General features: G+C 30.4%; 21 protein-coding genes. 17 read left to right on the forward strand and 4 right to left on the reverse strand.

The genetic code is table 11. From position 1 onward, the window contains the following. The first annotated feature begins 243 nt into the window (after positions 1–243). The 9 genes from EDC18_RS02270 to EDC18_RS02310 all read left to right on the forward strand — a co-directional run bounded on the left by EDC18_RS02270 (position 244) and on the right by EDC18_RS02310 (position 6,327). A complete protein-coding gene (locus tag EDC18_RS02270; RefSeq protein WP_132249835.1) occupies positions 244–1,005 on the forward strand; it encodes an HAD family hydrolase in 762 nt (253 codons plus the stop codon). Between the two features lie 24 nt (positions 1,006–1,029). Beyond that, a complete protein-coding gene (locus EDC18_RS02275) occupies positions 1,030–1,641 on the forward strand; it encodes a nucleoside/nucleotide kinase family protein (RefSeq protein ID WP_132249837.1) in 612 nt (203 codons plus the stop codon). 63 nt (positions 1,642–1,704) lie between these two features. Then, the gene (locus EDC18_RS02280; RefSeq protein ID WP_132249839.1) at positions 1,705–2,157 is read left to right on the forward strand and encodes a GNAT family N-acetyltransferase; all 453 of its coding nucleotides are present in this window, start codon (positions 1,705–1,707) and stop codon (positions 2,155–2,157) included. Positions 2,158–2,173: 16 nt separating this feature from the next. Further along, the gene (locus tag EDC18_RS02285; RefSeq protein WP_132249841.1) at positions 2,174–2,671 is read left to right on the forward strand and encodes a hypothetical protein; all 498 of its coding nucleotides are present in this window, start codon (positions 2,174–2,176) and stop codon (positions 2,669–2,671) included. Positions 2,672–2,698: 27 nt separating this feature from the next. Next, positions 2,699–3,160, forward strand: a complete 462-nt coding sequence (locus tag EDC18_RS02290; RefSeq protein ID WP_132249843.1) for a hypothetical protein — start codon at positions 2,699–2,701, stop codon at positions 3,158–3,160. 145 nt (positions 3,161–3,305) lie between these two features. After that, the gene (locus EDC18_RS02295; protein ID WP_132249845.1) at positions 3,306–3,797 is read left to right on the forward strand and encodes an NUDIX hydrolase; all 492 of its coding nucleotides are present in this window, start codon (positions 3,306–3,308) and stop codon (positions 3,795–3,797) included. A 25-nt stretch (positions 3,798–3,822) separates the two neighbouring features. Beyond that, the gene (locus EDC18_RS02300; protein WP_132249847.1) at positions 3,823–4,512 is read left to right on the forward strand and encodes a hypothetical protein; all 690 of its coding nucleotides are present in this window, start codon (positions 3,823–3,825) and stop codon (positions 4,510–4,512) included. Positions 4,513–4,534: 22 nt separating this feature from the next. Continuing rightward, positions 4,535–5,026 (forward strand): hypothetical protein, encoded by a 492-nt coding sequence (locus EDC18_RS02305; RefSeq protein ID WP_132249849.1) that lies wholly within the window; start codon positions 4,535–4,537, stop codon positions 5,024–5,026. A 131-nt stretch (positions 5,027–5,157) separates the two neighbouring features. Further along, a complete protein-coding gene (locus EDC18_RS02310; RefSeq protein ID WP_132249851.1) occupies positions 5,158–6,327 on the forward strand; it encodes an MFS transporter in 1,170 nt (389 codons plus the stop codon). Between the two features lie 44 nt (positions 6,328–6,371). Here the strand turns inward: EDC18_RS02310 and EDC18_RS02315 are convergent, their stop codons facing one another. Then, positions 6,372–7,130: an exonuclease domain-containing protein gene (locus tag EDC18_RS02315; RefSeq protein ID WP_132249853.1), complete on the reverse strand. Its 759-nt coding sequence runs from the start codon at positions 7,128–7,130 to the stop codon at positions 6,372–6,374. Between the two features lie 310 nt (positions 7,131–7,440). On the opposite strand from EDC18_RS02315, the gene EDC18_RS02320 reads away from it, so the two are divergent. The 3 genes from EDC18_RS02320 (at position 7,441) to EDC18_RS02330 (ending at position 9,779) form a co-directional block, all read left to right on the forward strand. Next, on the forward strand, positions 7,441–8,007 hold the full coding sequence (locus tag EDC18_RS02320) for a sigma-70 family RNA polymerase sigma factor (RefSeq protein WP_132249855.1): 567 nt from the start codon (positions 7,441–7,443) through the stop codon (positions 8,005–8,007). Further along, positions 8,000–9,307 carry a hypothetical protein gene (locus EDC18_RS02325; RefSeq protein ID WP_132249857.1) on the forward strand — a complete coding sequence of 436 codons (1,308 nt, stop codon included), beginning with the start codon at positions 8,000–8,002 and terminating at the stop codon, positions 9,305–9,307. Before EDC18_RS02320 ends, EDC18_RS02325 begins: the two co-directional genes overlap by 8 nt. A 142-nt stretch (positions 9,308–9,449) precedes the next feature. Next, positions 9,450–9,779 (forward strand): DUF6054 family protein, encoded by a 330-nt coding sequence (locus tag EDC18_RS02330; protein ID WP_132249859.1) that lies wholly within the window; start codon positions 9,450–9,452, stop codon positions 9,777–9,779. Between the two features lie 79 nt (positions 9,780–9,858). On the opposite strand, the gene EDC18_RS02335 is transcribed toward EDC18_RS02330, so the two are convergent. Then, entirely contained in the window at positions 9,859–10,209 is a 351-nt protein-coding gene (locus EDC18_RS02335) for a PepSY domain-containing protein (RefSeq protein WP_132249861.1), read from the reverse strand. Positions 10,210–10,400: 191 nt separating this feature from the next. Between EDC18_RS02335 and EDC18_RS02340 the strand changes: the two genes are divergently transcribed. The 5 genes from EDC18_RS02340 (at position 10,401) to EDC18_RS02355 (ending at position 13,618) form a co-directional block, all read left to right on the forward strand. Next, the gene (locus tag EDC18_RS02340; RefSeq protein ID WP_132249863.1) at positions 10,401–11,504 is read left to right on the forward strand and encodes a serine hydrolase domain-containing protein; all 1,104 of its coding nucleotides are present in this window, start codon (positions 10,401–10,403) and stop codon (positions 11,502–11,504) included. 28 nt (positions 11,505–11,532) lie between these two features. Beyond that, the gene (locus tag EDC18_RS14465; protein WP_165878438.1) at positions 11,533–11,700 is read left to right on the forward strand and encodes a hypothetical protein; all 168 of its coding nucleotides are present in this window, start codon (positions 11,533–11,535) and stop codon (positions 11,698–11,700) included. Between the two features lie 26 nt (positions 11,701–11,726). Further along, positions 11,727–11,915 carry a hypothetical protein gene (locus EDC18_RS02345; protein ID WP_132249865.1) on the forward strand — a complete coding sequence of 63 codons (189 nt, stop codon included), beginning with the start codon at positions 11,727–11,729 and terminating at the stop codon, positions 11,913–11,915. A 143-nt stretch (positions 11,916–12,058) separates the two neighbouring features. After that, entirely contained in the window at positions 12,059–12,661 is a 603-nt protein-coding gene (locus tag EDC18_RS02350) for a hypothetical protein (protein WP_132249867.1), read from the forward strand. Between the two features lie 87 nt (positions 12,662–12,748). Then, positions 12,749–13,618, forward strand: coding sequence for an SPL family radical SAM protein (locus EDC18_RS02355; RefSeq protein WP_132250004.1), 870 nt, complete (start codon positions 12,749–12,751; stop codon positions 13,616–13,618). 48 nt (positions 13,619–13,666) lie between these two features. Here the strand turns inward: EDC18_RS02355 and EDC18_RS02360 are convergent, their stop codons facing one another. Then, the gene (locus EDC18_RS02360; protein WP_132249869.1) at positions 13,667–15,448 is read right to left on the reverse strand and encodes an ABC transporter ATP-binding protein; all 1,782 of its coding nucleotides are present in this window, start codon (positions 15,446–15,448) and stop codon (positions 13,667–13,669) included. Then, the gene (locus EDC18_RS02365) at positions 15,445–17,247 is read right to left on the reverse strand and encodes an ABC transporter ATP-binding protein (protein WP_243115039.1); all 1,803 of its coding nucleotides are present in this window, start codon (positions 17,245–17,247) and stop codon (positions 15,445–15,447) included. Before EDC18_RS02365 ends, EDC18_RS02360 begins: the two co-directional genes overlap by 4 nt. Between the last annotated feature and the right edge of the window lie 213 nt (positions 17,248–17,460).

Here is a 17,460-nt window from a genome sequence, read left to right on the forward strand (position 1 = left end):
ATCGATAGTGGTCGTAAGATTACATATCGATTTTTTTATCTGAAAAATGCTTATCTATTTTATGTAAATTCAATACAATTAATAATGTTTATGGTATAATTATCCTAATTAATTTATTTCTTTTGAATCAAATACTTAATAATTAGAAAAAAGCACACCTATCCCAAAATAGACCATAGATATATTTTCATTTAAACCAAAAGATAAGCGATAGAAAAACAAACAAAAGGACGTGTACAAAAAATGAACACTATAATACTAGACTTAGACGGAACTTTCTTAAGAAGTGACAAGACCATATCACAACAGAATATTAATACAATCAAAAAATTAATAGATTTAAATAAAGATATTATTATTGCAACGGCTAGACCTCCAAGAAGAGTGTATAATCAACTTCCTTGTGAACTACATAATAATAAAATCATTTTCTTAAATGGGGCTGTAATTCATCACAATGGCAAACCCATTTTTAATAAACATATTGCTGTAGATGATTTTACGACCATTTATAACTTAGTAAGAAAATACCCTGATAAAGGGGTAATTGCTGTTGAGTATGATCAATTGTATGCCATGGGCAATTTTGAATCTCATATTCCTAAAGTGTTTTATACTGAAGTAGATGAATTAGAGTATAAAGAAACACCTAAAATTCTTGTCAAAGTTTTAGATGATACCTTTAGAGAAGAATTGCTTTATCATTTACCACCAAACTGTAATATCGTTTTTACTGATAATGGTACTTTGGCTCATATAATGCATCAATCTGTTTCAAAAAGAAATGCTGTTCAATATTTATTTGACACCTACGGCGGTCATTTTAAGAATACCATTTGTTTTGGTGATGATTATAACGATATGGAACTGTTTAAAGAGTGTAAGGTAAGTGTTGCAATGAAGAATGCCATAAGTGAATTAAAAGAAATTTCTACCCATATAACCAGTTCCAACGATGAAGATGGTGTAAGTGAATTTATAAATACTTATTACAGTCTTATATAAAACTCTGTTTAAGAAGGTGTTCAATTGGATTTTTTAATCTCTGACATACAAAAGAATCTTATCGCTAATAAAAATAATATCATTGGCATAGATGGTGGTACTGGCGCAGGAAAATCTACTATTTTAACAGAATTACAATTAAAGCTAGAATCTTTAGGGTTAAGGGTTATTCCTTTAAGCATAGATGATTTCATTCATAAAAGAGCCATTCGATATGATACATCACAAGAGGAGTGGTACTGTTTTTACAAATTACAATGGCGTTACAATTATTTGATAAATGAAATACTAGCTCCTGCTAAAGCTCAGGAAAAACTTGATAAACAAATTGAACTTTATGACAAAGAAAAGGATCAATACAATATGGTTCCTCTTAATGCTAACACGCCATATATTATTTTATTAGAGGGTATGTTCCTCCAGCGGAATACATTGAAAAGATATTTTGATTACATTAGCTTTATGGATGTACCAAAAGAAGACAGAGTTGAAAGGGTTTTAAGACGGGATACCTATATTGGAAATGAAGCTGAGATTTATAATAAATATGAAAGTAGATACTTCCCTGCCGAGGACTATTACTTTAAAAGGTATACACCACTAAAAAAAGCGCATTCTGTCATAAGATCTGAATAAAATTACTATGTGACGCCAGTGGATTTATTCAATTAACTTGGTAATTATAAGGGGGTTCAAAACTTGAACACTGATGTAAAAATAAGATTAATCACAAAAGATGAATTAAATCAATTAATAAATTTATACAAACATTTACATACGGACGACCCTGATATTGAAAACACTGAATCTATTCAAGAACTATGGTATAGCATATACAATGATCCAAGCATATATTGCATAGTAGCAGAACAAAAAGGCCTTCTTATTTCAACTTGTAATATTACAATCATTAAAAACTTAACCAGAAATGCACGGCCTTATGGATTAATCGAAAATGTTGTAACCCACTCTGATTATAGAAATCTTGGTCTTGGGAAAAAGGTATTACAAAAAGCCATTGATATTGCAAAAGAAAATAACTGTTATAAAGTAATGTTGCTCACTGGTTCTAAAAAAGAGGAAACCCTTCATTTCTATAGAAGTGTAGGCTTTAAAGACGATATAAAAAAAGGATTTATTATAAATTTTTAATCTAACGGGGGGCGTTATGTGTACAGAAAATGAAATTTACAAACTCATACGAGTTTCAAATATAAAAAGAGTTATTCATTTGGTTATAGCGATACTAAATATATTTGTTGCCTTTTCCCTTATTTTTTTAAAATATAGAGAGTATCTATTTGTACTTAGAATACAGTTGATTCAACTGATAATACCTGCTTTATTTGGTTTATTATTTTACTTTTATAAAAAAGCGCACCAAAAAGGAAGCACCTATAAGATTAATGGGCCATATTTACAATATATTAATTTCGATACAAACCAATTTTATCGAATAAGTTATTCGGATATTAGTGAAATAAGACAAAAAAACGATACACTAGAAATATATTTGATAGAAAAGCCGTTGTATACTATTTGGAATAAAAAACGAAAAAACAAATTGATTGTCTCATCTGATTCTAGTGCTATTTATTCAGATCTTAAAGACTTATATGGATGGGATTCTAAACTTAAAGTTAATACAGTCTTAAATAGCAGTTAATAAAGTTTTTAGGTCCAAGGAGGTATTATGAATACTCAAGAAATGATTCAGCAGATTAAATATTTAAAAGCAATAGAAGCTAAGAGCAAGCGTAAAAATTATGATTTCGACTTACTTGAAAGAATGATTATTAAGCTAGTTTCTTTCACGGATTGTAATGAATGCAAAGAATTGTTAGGTGAATTAACACCCGTTCTTAAAGAAATAGAAAATAGTGTAATAACGAAAACAAATAAAGCGTACTCGACAATTATAGATAAATTAAAAACCCATCTAAGAGAGCAACATAACTTAGTTACCCCTAATTACTATGCAGAAACTTATATGTTGTATGGCCTTTCATTTGGATCGGCTATTGGTATAATAATTTCCATGAGTCTTAATCAAATGGCATTTATAGGTTTTGGTTTACCTATTGGTATGCTCTTTGGGCAATCAATTGGTGCAATACAAGATGAAAAAGCTAAAAAAGATGGGACTGTCATTTAATACCCTATAGAAATATACTATTTATTTTATCCGGATGAAATATCGGAGTATTTGAGAGATAATATGCATAAAATGAGTAGAACTAAAAAACCTAGAAACAATACAAATCATACTTTTTATATATACTTTTACTAAGGAGACTGCTATGGAATTATGGGATATACTTGATAAAGACAGAAATAAAACAGGAAAACTCATTGAACGGGGTCAGCATTTGAAAACAGGTGAGTATCATCTCGTGGTATTTGCTTTTATAAAAAACTCAAAAGGAGAATTGCTTATTTCTAAACGCACACCCAATAAGACTTATCCTAATACCTGGGAGATAACAGGGGGAGCTGCTGTAACAGGAGATACTAGCTTAACTGCAATTATTAGGGAAGCAAAAGAAGAACTAGGCATTAATTTAGAGATTGATAAAGGGAAAATCATAAAAAGTTTTAGATGTGATGTCAATCATTCTTACTTTGCTGATGTTTGGTTATTCGAGCAAGATATCAATTTTGATAATATCGTCTGTCAACCTGAAGAAGTAAGTGAAGCAGCATTGGTGACTAAAGAAGAACTTATTGCACTAATAAAGAACAATATGTTTATTCAAAATGATTATGTTCTAGAATGTTTAGAGTTACTATGAAACTGAGAATTTAAAGGTGGTTATAATGAATAAAGAAAGTAAAAAATTATTGAAGAGTTTAGGATTTATATTTATAGGGTTATTATTAACAACAAAGCTCCCCTATGATTCTTATTCCATAATCCAATATGTAATTAGACCTCTAACTTATAACAATACAACTCTTTACTTGTCAGGTATTGTGCCTTTTTTTTTAATTATAGTTGGATTGACGCGGTTATTTGAAGTAGAGTACTTTTCACAAGTTAATAAAATTGCAATATTTTTATTAATGGTAATTATTATAATGCCCACGATGAATAGCACCATCAACACCGTTAGAGCTTCTATTTTTCGTGTAATCAATGATGAACTAAAATCCCTAGATTTAGTTGAAAGCAATCTAAGTATAAATTCTGGGAATGCAAGTGATTCAATTCATTTTATAGTTAAATTAAAAATTATTGATTATAGTAACTTTCCTAGCAATTTTAACATTAGAATGCATATACCTAAAAATTTAAAACCCTATTTTGATACGGATTATCTGGAATTTGATGACAGCTACCAAACATACGGGAACAAACAAATATTAACTATCCACCAAAGGTTTACCTTACCAGCTGAAAGAGTATATGGAAGAGATAATAACTTTGATAACTATTGGAAAGAATCATTTGAATTGGAATTATATAATGAAAATGGTAGCGTAATTTTATTGCATCGAGGACGTTAATATAAATGGGAGGATTAAATAAATGAAAGCTTCTATAATCAAACTATTGCTTCTTATAGTAATTGTTTTTTCACTAGTTGGTTGTGAAGAACAGGGAAAAACAAGTAAAGGCGAAGTAAGAATTAAATCTTACTATGAAAAACCAGCCTCTCTAGATGACGAAAGCACAATTTTAATTAAAGGCTTATTAGAAGGCGAGGAGTATATAGAAATTATTATTAATGGTGAAATAAGGGACTTTGAACAGTATTCATTAATATGGTCTGGTAACGATATTGAGGAAGATGAATTAATAACCCATTATGAACGCATACAAGACAAAATAGTCGTTATTAAAACTTATCAACCAGAAGGTATTCCTATGGAGAAAATCAAATGGAAAAATATATTAGGGGATGAATATGAATACATCATTCAAGAGAGAGCTCTAGGACCTAATAGTAACACGACATTAATATATGATTTAGAAAACAATGAAAACATTAGTGAAGAAATAGAGACCATACAGGATTGAGCATATAATTGAATACAATTATTTAAGAGAAAGCGCGTAAAACTGCTTTCTCTTGCATTTTGTCTTGAATAATAGTATTATAACTTAGTATGCCATCTGGCAAACAAAAAACAAACTCGAGGTAGATTAAAGTGAATCCAAAAAATAAAGTTATATCACAAACATTTTATACCTTCTTCGTAAATGGACTTATGGCCCTTATGATTGGATCTGTTATGCCATTTATCATTGAAGAATATGTACTTAGTTACGCCGTTGCAGGACTTTTAATTTCATTGCATTCCTTTGGGAATCTATCAGCTAGTTTTATAGCAGGTTTTAGCATTTATCGTTTTGGTAGAAAAAAATCCATTGTATGTTTATCATCCCTTATTGCCATCGCATTTACTGGCATTATTCTAACCAATAATATTCCACTTCTATATGTTTTGTTTTATTTAACAGGACTGGGTAGAGGTAGTATAAGTAATGTAAACAATGGTATTATAAATGATATTGCCGTTGGAAAATCAGGAATGCTTAACTTATTACATACGTTTTTTGCCGTTGGGGCTTTTATCACGCCCATAGTTGCATCATTTATTACTGGAATGGGTTATAGCTGGAAATATGTGGTTATAATGGGTGTGTTTTTTGCTGTTTCAAGTGTGATTGTATATTCTATAATGAGAATGGAACTTATTAATGAAACTGACAAAGAATCAGAAGAAGAGGTGGTGGAGAGTAATCCCGTTCCTTTTTATAAGAACTTTGATTTTTATTTAGCTGGCGCATTGGTATTCTTTTATCTTGGAGCAGAGAATTCCGTAAATGGTTGGTTAGTAACCTACTTTAGCGATATTGGTATTATGAGTACTGCTTATGCTCAAAGGTTATTGTCTCTATTATGGGTCGTTATTATAATAGGTAGATTAACAACAGCTTACTTATCAAGAAACTTAAAAGCCAAAAGCTTAATTCTTATAAACTCTATTGGCGCTACAGTATTCTTTATTATTTTAGTTCTAAGTAGAGACCTTTTAATCATTACTGTTTCTCTTATAGCCTTTGGATTCTTTTTGGCAGGGGTTTATCCTACGACTATATCATCAGTAGGTAGAATCGTTAAAGGATCTAGTGCAGGAATCGCTGTTCTTCTTGCCTTTGCTGGCGTTGGTGGAACTATTTTACCAGCTCTTACAGGTGCAGTTGCAGAGAAATTTGGAATGGCAGGCGGTATGATATTAATTGCAGTTGATATTATTCTTATGCTAATTTTAGCAGTTATGATTAGATTAAGAGGGAATAAAGTTATTGTATAATATAACAAAAGAAGAAGTTGTGATTGCTCATAGCTTCCTCTTTTTTATTTTGGTTTATCAATTTTTTGAAATTGTCCTGTCATACCCATCTTAAAAGCAAGTATAATTATTGCTTTTTCTTCCTCAGAAATTTCTCGGTCATACATTTTTTCAAATTGAGCAATAAGCCCTTTGTAATTGATTTTCTTTTTTGGTTTTCTTTTAATAGTTGTTTTAGTTAAATTATAACTATAAATCTTTGGCTTCATTTTATTAATTTCTAATATTTTAAAAACTTCTTTTGTAAAATAGGCATCATTAAACGCATCATGTAATGATTTATCAATTGGTATATTTAAAAATTCAACGGCATTTCTTAGCCCAATTAAGTTGCCTGAAGGTAATTGAAAATGTTTAGAAGCATATCTTTGAATATTAATGTATCTTTCAATATGGAATTCCTTCTTAAAGCCATGAAAAATAACATTTCTATACAATTCTTTTAAATCCCCCATACCCCAAACACAATAAATATTCTCTGTATCACCAATAAACTCTAAAAAGTCTTGAAAAATTTCCTTAAACGGCTTTGCCATATCCAGTTGTTCTTGTTTTATATTTGTTAGCTCCCCAATAAATGGATGCATTTTAGGGTATAATGTAGGCTTGATAATGGCATCAAATGTACCTACTTCCTGTAGAGCCTCATCAAGTTTATAAGCACCAATTTGAATGATTTCAAAAGGACACTTTTCATTTTTAGGATTTTTAAGAGCCTCACCAAAAGCTTGATTAAACTCTAGATCAAATATTAGATAGTACATATTTTCAGCTCCGTTCCTTTAGTGTTCAAGTAACTCAGCTTACGGCTCTTACTACTTATTAGCACAAGCTTTATTTGAATGTAGTATGCTCAAATCCTTACAGCAAAACTTAAGAATACTACTCTCATAATATATATTATATAGTTAAGTATTGAATATATCCATTTATTTAAATAATTTTATAATAATTTTTGATAAAATAAAAGGTTGCAATTAAGTATTATGTTATTATATATATAAATTTGGGAGATAATTCATCTTTTGGTTGTAGTAATAGATGAGGAGATTATTTTAATAAAGGAGGTATTAAATGGAGCCTGATATTAGCAAACTCATTCTTTTAATCAAGAAGAAAAAACCTAGTGCTTTAGAAAAAATTATGAACTTGTATATGAACTCTGTTTACGGCATAGCAAAAAGTATTATAGGGACCATTGGGTCAGAAGAAGATATTGAAGAATGTGTTCAAGATGTTTTTATAGATGTATGGGATAACATAGATAAATACGACGCAGAGAGAGGCGCCTTTAAGACTTGGATTTTTATTTTATGTAAGTATAAAGCCTTGAATAAGAAAAAATCAATTGAACCCACTTTACAAACCGTAGCCATAAATGAAACACATTTTAGTTCTGACTCATTAGAAAAAAGTCTTTTATCCAAAGAAGCAAAAAGCGAAATAATTGATGCAATCAAATCACTTGGAAAAATTGATAGAGAAGTATTTGTAAGAAGATTTCTATTAGAAGAAAGCATTAATGAGATTTGTGAATTTATGAATCTAAGCAGACAGGCCGTAGACAATCGATTATGGAGAGGTAAGAAACTAATTAGAGCGATTTTGAATTCTAAGGAAAGGGGACATTTTTATGGATAAAAATGATAAAGAAATTCTCAATATCCTTAAAGAATTTTCTCAAGAAGAGTGTGTTCACCTAATGGAAAACTTATTCGAGGACGGTATGGATATTAATGATTTGCAACAACGAAGAATGGGAAAAAAAGTTTTAAAAAGCATTAAGCCCACAAAACCAATTTATCAGAAAAAATTTATCGCCGCATTATGTATGAGTTTTATTATATTATTTATGACCTTAACGTCTTTCGGTCAAAAAATCATTGCTGAAATAGGCAAACGTTTTTATTTTATACCAGGCATAGGTACCTTAGTAGAAACAGATTTAGATAACATTTATATTCTTTCAAGACCAGTTGTAAGTAAAAAAGGAGATACTGAAATTACTGTTATATCGGCCCAAAAAGAAGGAAATCGATTAATACTTTTTCTTAGAGGAAAAGGTATTGGATACTCATTTGCAAGAGAAATATATATTGTTAAAGAAAATGGCGAGAAAATACCAAATGACCATTTTATTTGGGGTAGCGGTGATAAAACCTCAAGTGGTTATTTTACTTATTATAATCTACCTAATGACTTAACGACATTTGATCTGCAAATTAATGATTTTATAATTCCAATAGAACTAGAAACGGGTGCTGGATATCAAGATTACTCCAGTATGGGGCCTACAGATATAAACAATGGTTTAGGGATTACTTTAGTTCCAGTTAAAATCAATAATATGATTCATTTTTCTCTAGTAGATCATATTTATGATGGAAGGTCCATCTATCTTTACGGAAAAGTAGATAAAAATCATAATAGTGATACAAATATATTAATAGAGGATGAACATAATGTATCTTATTCTTATAATGAAACTCCTGATATTTGGCCAAAATCTAATTTTGAGTTCCAACCCTCAGTGACTGGAAAGAACTATCATATTACAATTCCTGAAGTGACATTACAGTATAAAGTTAATCACGAAGTAAGTATTCCTGTTCCAACTGAAGGAGAAACAAAGATTAATAAAAAAGTTAGGCTTTTAGATTTTGAATTTGAGATTATTAAATCAATCAGAAACGAAGACACCATAAGAGTTTTTATAAATACCAAATATAATGAAAACAAATCAGAAAACTTAAGCTTGCTACATTTTAACACGTATCCAATTGACGGTGGATATGGATGGACTTTTGATGACACTACATCAGTTGAGTACTATGATATACCTATACTTTCTGATGAGAGTGAAATAATAATACAATTTACAAGCATAATAACAAATTTAGAAGGTCCTTGGGCCTTTGAGATAGATATTGATACTCTATAAATAAATTATGTGAAGCAACTATTAAATTCTCTTAATAGTTTTGTTTCACATAATTTTTTTATTTCTTACTATTATGTATGGAATATGATATAATATTAATGAATTTTTAAAGCAAATAATATTCTTAAAAGGAATGGTATCTATGAGTTCTTATAATTTTAAAGTCAAGCAAACACCTTTAGAAGCATTAAATTTTCTAAAAGAGGGTATGGATTATGATTTAATTCACGAAAAAGTACATACCTTAGACAACGGTATGTATTCTATTATTGTGGTATACGAAAAATACTTTATGAGAAATAGCAGTAGAGCTGCATTAACTGTGACCATTAATAACTTTTATGGTGATACTGAGATTGAATCTGTTTCAGCAGGAGCATCCCAAGGGATGTTTTTTAGAATCGACTGGGGCGCAAATGATGAGTTTGCTAATTCTGTGAAATATTTATTCAGAGAGCATATTATAAATTAACAAGAAAAAATAAATAAGTATTCAAATATTAACAAGGTATTTGAATACTTATTTATTAACAGTGGATAACTAATGAATTTTACATTTGGATATTTTCAATATTTTGAACGTCTAAAATAACGCCGGTAGTAGCATTAATATCAACAATATACACCTCGTAAGGCGTAAGTACAATAACTTCATAAATGAACATATCCTCATCAGGGAATAATTCAGCCTTGAATACTTGACCTTGGACATGGTCTCTAGCAATTTGAATGGCTCTTTCAATAGATATTATATCATTGTCTAGATCCCAATTGTTATTGTCGTCCCAGTCATTATCCCAATTTTCGTTATTGTTCCAAATATTGTTGTTGTCCCAGTCGTTATTATCTTCCCAGTTATTATTGTTCCAATTATCATTGTTATTCCAGTTGTTGTCTGCCATTATCATTCACTCCTTCTTTTACTATTTCATTATATGTAAGAAGGAAGGAGAATGTTATTACTAAGGGATTATAATATCAATAGGCGTTTATTATTATTGAATAGTTGATATAGTAAATCATTAATTAAAGAGGGCGTAATAGAGTGCTAAATTCATTTAATAAAAAAATTAACTAATTATAGGAGAAGTCTATGAAAAAGAATAGAAAAATAATAACAATCATTATTTCTATATTTGCCATTATGGCTTTAGGAATAGGTGCATTTGCTTTAATCATTTCATATAGAATGAGTTTAATACCTTCTATGACTTTTGAAGAGATGCTTAACTACACCACTAAAGATAATGAAGATGCAATTATAACAGTAGGCATTATGAAGAATGGTGAGATAGATTTTACTGTGTACGGTGAAAATTCAACAATTCTACCTCAAAATGAATTCCAATATGAAATAGGTTCTCTAACAAAAACTTTTACTAGTTCTTTATTATGTAAAGCAATTGATGAAGGTAATATTACCCTTTCAGATTCAATTGATCAATATATGGATCTTCCAGCAAAAGATTATTACCCTAATTTGAAAGACCTTGTGACGCATACTTCAGGGTATAAAAATTACTACTTTCATTGGAAGATGGCAACTAACTTTCTAAAAAGAGAAAAGAACGATTATTATAGCATCAGCACTGAAAGCCTTAATAACAAATTAGGAAAAGAATCTATTAAAGAAAAAGAACACCCTTTTAAATACTCTAATTTTGGTATATCGGTTGTAGGAAGTGTTTTAGCTGAAGCATATGACAGTGATTTTACAACACTTATGACTGAATTTATTCAAACTGAGTTAAATCTTGAAAACACAACAATATCAAAGGGTGTAGGAGATATGAATGGATACTGGAATTGGCGAGATGATGATGCTTATATTCCTGCGGGTGGTATTATTTCTACCATTACCGATATGATGACATACCTAAATATACATATGACAGAAGAATTGCCCTACCTATCATTAGGACACGAACCACTAGCTCAAGTTTTAGCCACTACAAAGCAGTATGAAAAAATGGGAATCCGAATAGACGCTGTTGGTATAAGTTGGATGATTGATGCTGAGAATAATCTTATTTGGCACAATGGTGGTACCAGTAATTTCAATAGTTATATGGCTTTTGACAAAGAGCTTCAGGTTGGCGTGGTAATTCTTTCGAACTTACCTCCAAAATATAGAATTCCAGCCACTGTAATGGGTGTAAAATTGATTACAAGCTTACAAAATGATGATGATAACTAAAATAAATAATTTAGGGAGGGAGTAGTCTATGGAAGCAATTGCATTTCTATTTATTGGTGGTTTAGCTTTGTTCATTATAATCCTTCTTGCAGTTAAGATGGCTATGAAAGAAGCGTTACAAGAATTTAAAGATGAAATCATAAAAGAATTTAATTTAAAGAAAGAAGTAGAAGATAGTGACAACAGCCCGATATAAAAATACAAATCAGGAGAATATTTTCTATGAAAGAGAAGGAATTCATACAATACATAGGTGACTATAGGGTGCATGATGGGGTTATAAAAGAAATAATCGAGATAGAAGAATCTGTAGAGGTTTTAATAAAAAGTCTTGATAATGAATTATTTAAACTAATTTTTAATGGTGTTAAAGAAATTAAAGCAAATAAAGCTAAGGGAAGGATGAACTAGAGGATGCTTACTTTGAGATCATTGGAAAAAGTTATACACTACAAGAGATTTCGCATAAGATTTAATGAAACAGGTTAAGCGTATTAAGGCTAGTTTTTAACAAGACTCCATAGCATTAATTTAAGGGGAAATGGGGAATAATAATGAAATTTATGCCATTACGTGTACTATATATGTTCTTAGGGTTATTCATAATATCATTACTTCTATTATACAGATGGAATAAAATACCACCATCGATGGATATCAATAATATTCAAATTACCTGTGTAGTGGAACAAGATAATGATATTCTAGATACATATTTTAAAACATGGGACCATTATAAGTATGGGTATACCTTCTCCATACAACTTAACAGTGATCAACCAATTATTGGAGATACCTATAATACTGATATATATTTACTCATTAAAGATTATCCAGCAAATCTAATTTGGTTTAAAGGAGAAGTTCCAAAAGGAATCAGTAGAGGAATTAATCTAAGAGACTTTAAATATGCCATAGAAAAATTATATGATGAAAGAGTAATTTCATTAGAAGAAAAAGAAAATAATTTAGCAGGATATTATTATCAAGGATTTTCTTTTGTTAGAGATGAATTTCCAGTAAATATGCGACTACTTTCTATATCAGAAAAGGAGATAATTTTTAATGAAGCATATATAGTAATATCATATTATGAGAAGAAGCCACTCAAGGAATTTCAAATTACTAAAACTATTCCAATTGACATTGATTTTTAATCGTATCACTAAAATTCCACTATGAAGGATGGACTTTTAAATAAGAGTTTGTGAAAATTTTTGGGTCACATAGAAAGGAAAAGAAACATGCATTATAAAGAAGCTAAGTCTATCTTGTCTCCAAGAAATGGCATGAATATATATCGTGGATGTACTCACGGTTGTATCTACTGCGACAGCAGGAGTACTTGTTACAATATGCAACACGATTTTGAGGATATTGAGGTAAAGAGGAACGCTCCTGAATTGTTAGAAGTCACACTTAGGAAAAAACGTAATAAGTGTATGATTGGTACAGGGGCCATGTGTGATCCCTATATGCATATTGAAGCGGATATTAACCATACGAGAAAGTGCCTTGAAATAATTAATAAATACGGTTTTGGACTTTCTATCCAAACAAAATCAAACCGTATTTTAAGCGATTTAGACCTACTTAAAAGTATCAATGAAAAAAGCAAATGTGTTGTTCAAATGACACTCACAACTTATGATGAGCATTTGTGTAAAATTATAGAACCAGCAGTTTCTACCACAAAAGAACGCTTTGAGGTATTAAAAATCATGCGTGATAATAATATCCCAACAGTTGTATGGCTAGACCCTATTTTGCCCTTTATTAATGATACAGAAGATAATCTAATGGGCATTCTGGATTACTGTACCAAGGCCAATGTATACGGTATAATTTGTTTCGGTATGTGCTTAACATTACGAGATGGCAATAGAGAATATTTTTATTCAAAGCTTGATGATCATTTTCCTGGACTTAAACAAAAGTATCAAAAGAAGTATGGTTACAGCTATGAACTAAAAAGTGACAACCATGAAAAGCTAATGAATCTATTTTATAGTGAGTGTAAAAAGCATAACATTCTCTGTGACAATAAAGAAATATTTAGATACCTTCATAGATTTGAAGAAAAAGAGCAACTAGAACAGTTAACTTTATTTTAATAAGTTTATAGGATATAAAAAAAGCCCAAATTTATGGGCTTTTTTTTATTACGCATACCATTTTGCTTGAAATTCATACATTGTCTTATAAAGTCCTTCTTTATCTATAAGTTCATCATGTGTTCCTATATCTATAATATTGCCATGGCTCATTACGATAATTCTATCCGCGATTTTAGCTGAGCCAAGTCTATGGGTTACAATTATAGAAGTTTTTCCCTTTGACATCTCTGCAAACTGAGTATAAATTCTAGTTTCTTCAATAGGGTCAATTGCAGCTGTCGGTTCATCTAATACAAGTAAATTATGAGTTCTGTAAAAACCTCTCCCAATGGCTATCTTTTGCCATTGTCCACCTGAAATATCTATACCACCAAATTCTCTAGATAGCATCGTATTAAGACCTTCTGTATAACTTCTATCAGATAAATCAATTTCAGACTTTTTAATAGCACTATTAAGATGTTCTTCATGATTGTCTCGATTGCTTTGGCTTATGATAAGATTATCTTTTAAGGGCATTTTATACTTTTGAAAACGTTGAAACACCCCTGAAATATGTTTGTATATAGAAGCAGGAGCAATGGTTTTAGTATCAATTCCATCAATAAAAATACTGCCTTCATCAGGAAGATATAGCCCAGTAATTAATTTAACTAGAGTTGATTTTCCAGAGCCATTTACACCTACAATTGCAAGAGTTTCTCCATCCTTTATATCCAAGTTAATATTATTTAATGACAGTTTGTTGGTGTTGGGATAAGAAAAAGAAACATTTTTAAGAGCTATTTCTTTAAGTTTTAAGTCTTGCTCCTTCCCAGTTCTTTCAGGTAACTCTAGAAAAAACATATAATTTTGTACCAATCCCATACCTTCAGTAATATTCATAACTCTACGACTTACAGCGTATTCCATAAAGTCAAATAGCTGATCCACAGTAGAAAAAACCGCGGCAAACATACCTATACTAATTTCTCCACGAATTAAGTAAATATAGGTTAAATAAATAGTACCTAAGTAACCTATAAGCAAAAAGAATCTAATTTTAAGTTCCATTAACTCTAAACGTCTATTGGTATTCCAAGTTGTTTTACAGGTAAGTTCAAGGGCTGTAGTGTATAATGTTCTAAAAAACCAAAAACCACCTATTAAACGGGTTTCCTTAGAATACTCTCTATCATTAATACATTGTTCGTAATATTCATATTTTCTACGCAAAGGGGCAACTTCATTTTCAAGATTGGCATATGCTTTGAATCGAATTATTTGACCAATAAAACTCGGCACAAAAGCGAATAAAATACATAGAATTAAGATTGGTTTCACATAGTATAGATAAATAGCCATAAAGATAAAATAAGGCACAGAATATACGACAATATTCAAAAAAGCACTATACATTAAACCAGCACTTTTAATGCCTTTATTTGCTTTATTAATTTTATCTAATATTGCTTTGTTTTCAAAACAAATAGGTTCAACTTTTGAAGCTTTTTCATTTAGATTCATACCCAAAGCACCTTGGAGCCTTAACATCAAATTGTTTTTCATAATATCAGACATTCCCATTAAAAATAGAACAACAACCATTACTATAGACATTAAAACACCATAAAACAAGGGGCTATTAATAGAGCCAGTAGAAGTGGTAGCTTGGTTAACTGAATCAAAGAACAGCTGTTTAAATAATGCAATGGCAGCAGTAGAAAACCCTGCAAGTGCGTTTATTAGGATTACAAAAGCAAAGTAGATAGGGAAATTCTTCCAAGATACTTCTGTAAAATGCTTAATCATTTTAGTAAATCCAGCTTTTGGAGGATTGTTTATCATTGATACCAACTCCTTTGACTTTCAAACATAGTATAATAAATCCCTTTTTGGTCAATTAATTTTTTATGTGAACCTTCTTCAGCGATTCTGCCTTTTTCTAAAACAAATATTTTGTCAGCAATCTTTGTTGATCCTAGTCTATGGCTAATAAAAATAGAGGTTTTACCTTTGCTAATTTTTTCAAACTCTTCATAAAGCTTACTTTCACTAATAGGATCGAGAGCAGCAGTAGGTTCATCTAGGATTTTAACAGGAGCAGGACTCATAAGGGCTCGACTCATTGCTATTCTTTGCCATTGCCCACCTGATAAATCAACACTTTCTTCATCTAGTTTTCCTAAAGGTGTTTGAAACCCTTTTGGAAGGGAAGATAAAGCTTCATAAATATCTAAATCCTTTGTAATATGTATCATTTTTTCTTTAGAATCATTATTATTTAAGCTATTTATATTTCCTATAAGAATATTTTCCTCAGCACTAATATGGTATTTTGCAAAATCTTGATAGATGCCTGAGAACATGGCTTTAAGTTCTTTTTGTTTATATGCTTTAATGGACTTTTCATTAATCAATATTTCGCCTTCAAAGTTAGTATATAGACCTGTGATTAATTTAGTAACTGTGGTTTTGCCAGCACCATTAGCACCAACAAACGCGTAATGAATACCATTTTCTAATACCATATTCATATCTTTTAATATATAGGTATCTGTACCAGGGTACTTAAAACTTACATTCTTAAACTCTAAGGTTTTAAAAACTTGTTGTTCTGTAGTAGGTAAATCCGTAACACCTTCAACTTCTTCAATGTTTGCAAGAATCGTAAACTCCTTTATGTACTCATTATATTTAGACAGTTGAGATACAACTCGTGTCATTTCTTCCCCCATAAGCTTTATAAGGTCATATACAGCAGTAGCAATTGCAATGAACATCCCTTGACTTAATTCACCTGAAACAGTAGGGAAAATTAGTGCTAAAATGATAACAGAGGATAAAATATTTGTGATAGCACTCCCACCATACATATTAAGGCTTCTTCTTATCTCTGCTTTTAAATTTATTATTCTAGACTGTTCAAACTGTTCATGCCAATACTGGTTTAAATGATTAGTAAAAGCAAATAGAGTTCTTTCATCAGCAGCTTCACGCCCAGATAGTACTTCGGAAATATACTGATAGCGCCTGTCGTATTGTGCAGCTGATTTAGTTGCAGTATAAGCAGTTTTACCACCTTTGAGTGAAATAGGAATTAAAGGAATGGTAAGAAGGGTTATAAGAATACCAACCCACCAAATCTGAGTAAAGATTATAAGTAGTACACCTGTGATTCTAATTAAATACAACATAAAATTAAAAGTTCTTTGGAGCATCTCACTAACATGGATCTCAATATTTTTACACACACGATTGACAAGATCCCAAGTTTCTGGATTTTCAACTTGGCTGTACACCATACGTGCCCGTTTATCTGTAAACTCCTTTGATAGTTGCTCTTCGACCCTTATTTGTATTTTTTTAACAAAGTACTTGCCAATGTTAAAAGAGACTCTTTTCCATCCAACCAAAGCCATTAATAAAGCAAGCCAAGGCAAAACTTCAGTAGAAGTAAGTTCACCCTGTGCAACAAGAATAGCTGAATCAATAAATTTGGCAATAACTAAAACTTGAAATACATTGGTAAGAGCAGTACATAATTTCTGAATGCCTAATGCTATTGTTCCTATTGGGTCGCATTGGTAAGGTATAATAATAAAGTGCTTCCAATTATACACTTGAGCTTTTAACTTGAATTTCAAAAAAATTCCCCCCGTTTTATATGAAATTGTATCTTCTGTCACAAAAAAAATAATAGATATAATTATATTACAAAGAAATATAATTATCAAATATTTTTTAAAATTAATACGGTATATTTCATAACTCTTTAAAATGTAGTATAATTAATTATTAAAGAAATCCGTTTAGTAAGTATAAGCGGTACAAGAATGAACACTTTTGGAGTTGATACA

It is taken from the genome of Natranaerovirga pectinivora (assembly GCF_004342165.1).
GTDB classification, from domain to species: domain Bacteria; phylum Bacillota; class Clostridia; order Lachnospirales; family DSM-24629; genus Natranaerovirga; species Natranaerovirga pectinivora.

Excerpts from the sequence above, each read along its gene's own strand:
- EDC18_RS02320 (WP_132249855.1), top strand. The coding sequence starts at position 7,441 with ATGGAGCCTGATATTAGCAAACTCATTCTTTTAATCAAGAAGAAAAAA.
- EDC18_RS02315 (WP_132249853.1), bottom strand. The coding sequence starts at position 7,130 with ATGTACTATCTAATATTTGATCTAGAGTTTAATCAAGCTTTTGGTGAG.
- EDC18_RS02305 (WP_132249849.1), top strand. The coding sequence starts at position 4,535 with ATGAAAGCTTCTATAATCAAACTATTGCTTCTTATAGTAATTGTTTTT.
- EDC18_RS02295 (WP_132249845.1), top strand. The coding sequence starts at position 3,306 with ATGGAATTATGGGATATACTTGATAAAGACAGAAATAAAACAGGAAAA.
- EDC18_RS02285 (WP_132249841.1), top strand. The coding sequence starts at position 2,174 with ATGTGTACAGAAAATGAAATTTACAAACTCATACGAGTTTCAAATATA.
- EDC18_RS02350 (WP_132249867.1), top strand. The coding sequence starts at position 12,059 with ATGAAATTTATGCCATTACGTGTACTATATATGTTCTTAGGGTTATTC.
- EDC18_RS02340 (WP_132249863.1), top strand. The coding sequence starts at position 10,401 with ATGAAAAAGAATAGAAAAATAATAACAATCATTATTTCTATATTTGCC.
- EDC18_RS02290 (WP_132249843.1), top strand. The coding sequence starts at position 2,699 with ATGAATACTCAAGAAATGATTCAGCAGATTAAATATTTAAAAGCAATA.
- EDC18_RS02300 (WP_132249847.1), top strand. The coding sequence starts at position 3,823 with ATGAATAAAGAAAGTAAAAAATTATTGAAGAGTTTAGGATTTATATTT.
- EDC18_RS02335 (WP_132249861.1), bottom strand. The coding sequence starts at position 10,209 with ATGGCAGACAACAACTGGAATAACAATGATAATTGGAACAATAATAAC.
- EDC18_RS02360 (WP_132249869.1), bottom strand. The coding sequence starts at position 15,448 with ATGATAAACAATCCTCCAAAAGCTGGATTTACTAAAATGATTAAGCAT.
- EDC18_RS02345 (WP_132249865.1), top strand. The coding sequence starts at position 11,727 with ATGAAAGAGAAGGAATTCATACAATACATAGGTGACTATAGGGTGCAT.
- EDC18_RS02355 (WP_132250004.1), top strand. The coding sequence starts at position 12,749 with ATGCATTATAAAGAAGCTAAGTCTATCTTGTCTCCAAGAAATGGCATG.
- EDC18_RS02325 (WP_132249857.1), top strand. The coding sequence starts at position 8,000 with ATGGATAAAAATGATAAAGAAATTCTCAATATCCTTAAAGAATTTTCT.
- EDC18_RS02270 (WP_132249835.1), top strand. The coding sequence starts at position 244 with ATGAACACTATAATACTAGACTTAGACGGAACTTTCTTAAGAAGTGAC.
- EDC18_RS02330 (WP_132249859.1), top strand. The coding sequence starts at position 9,450 with ATGAGTTCTTATAATTTTAAAGTCAAGCAAACACCTTTAGAAGCATTA.
- EDC18_RS14465 (WP_165878438.1), top strand. The coding sequence starts at position 11,533 with ATGGAAGCAATTGCATTTCTATTTATTGGTGGTTTAGCTTTGTTCATT.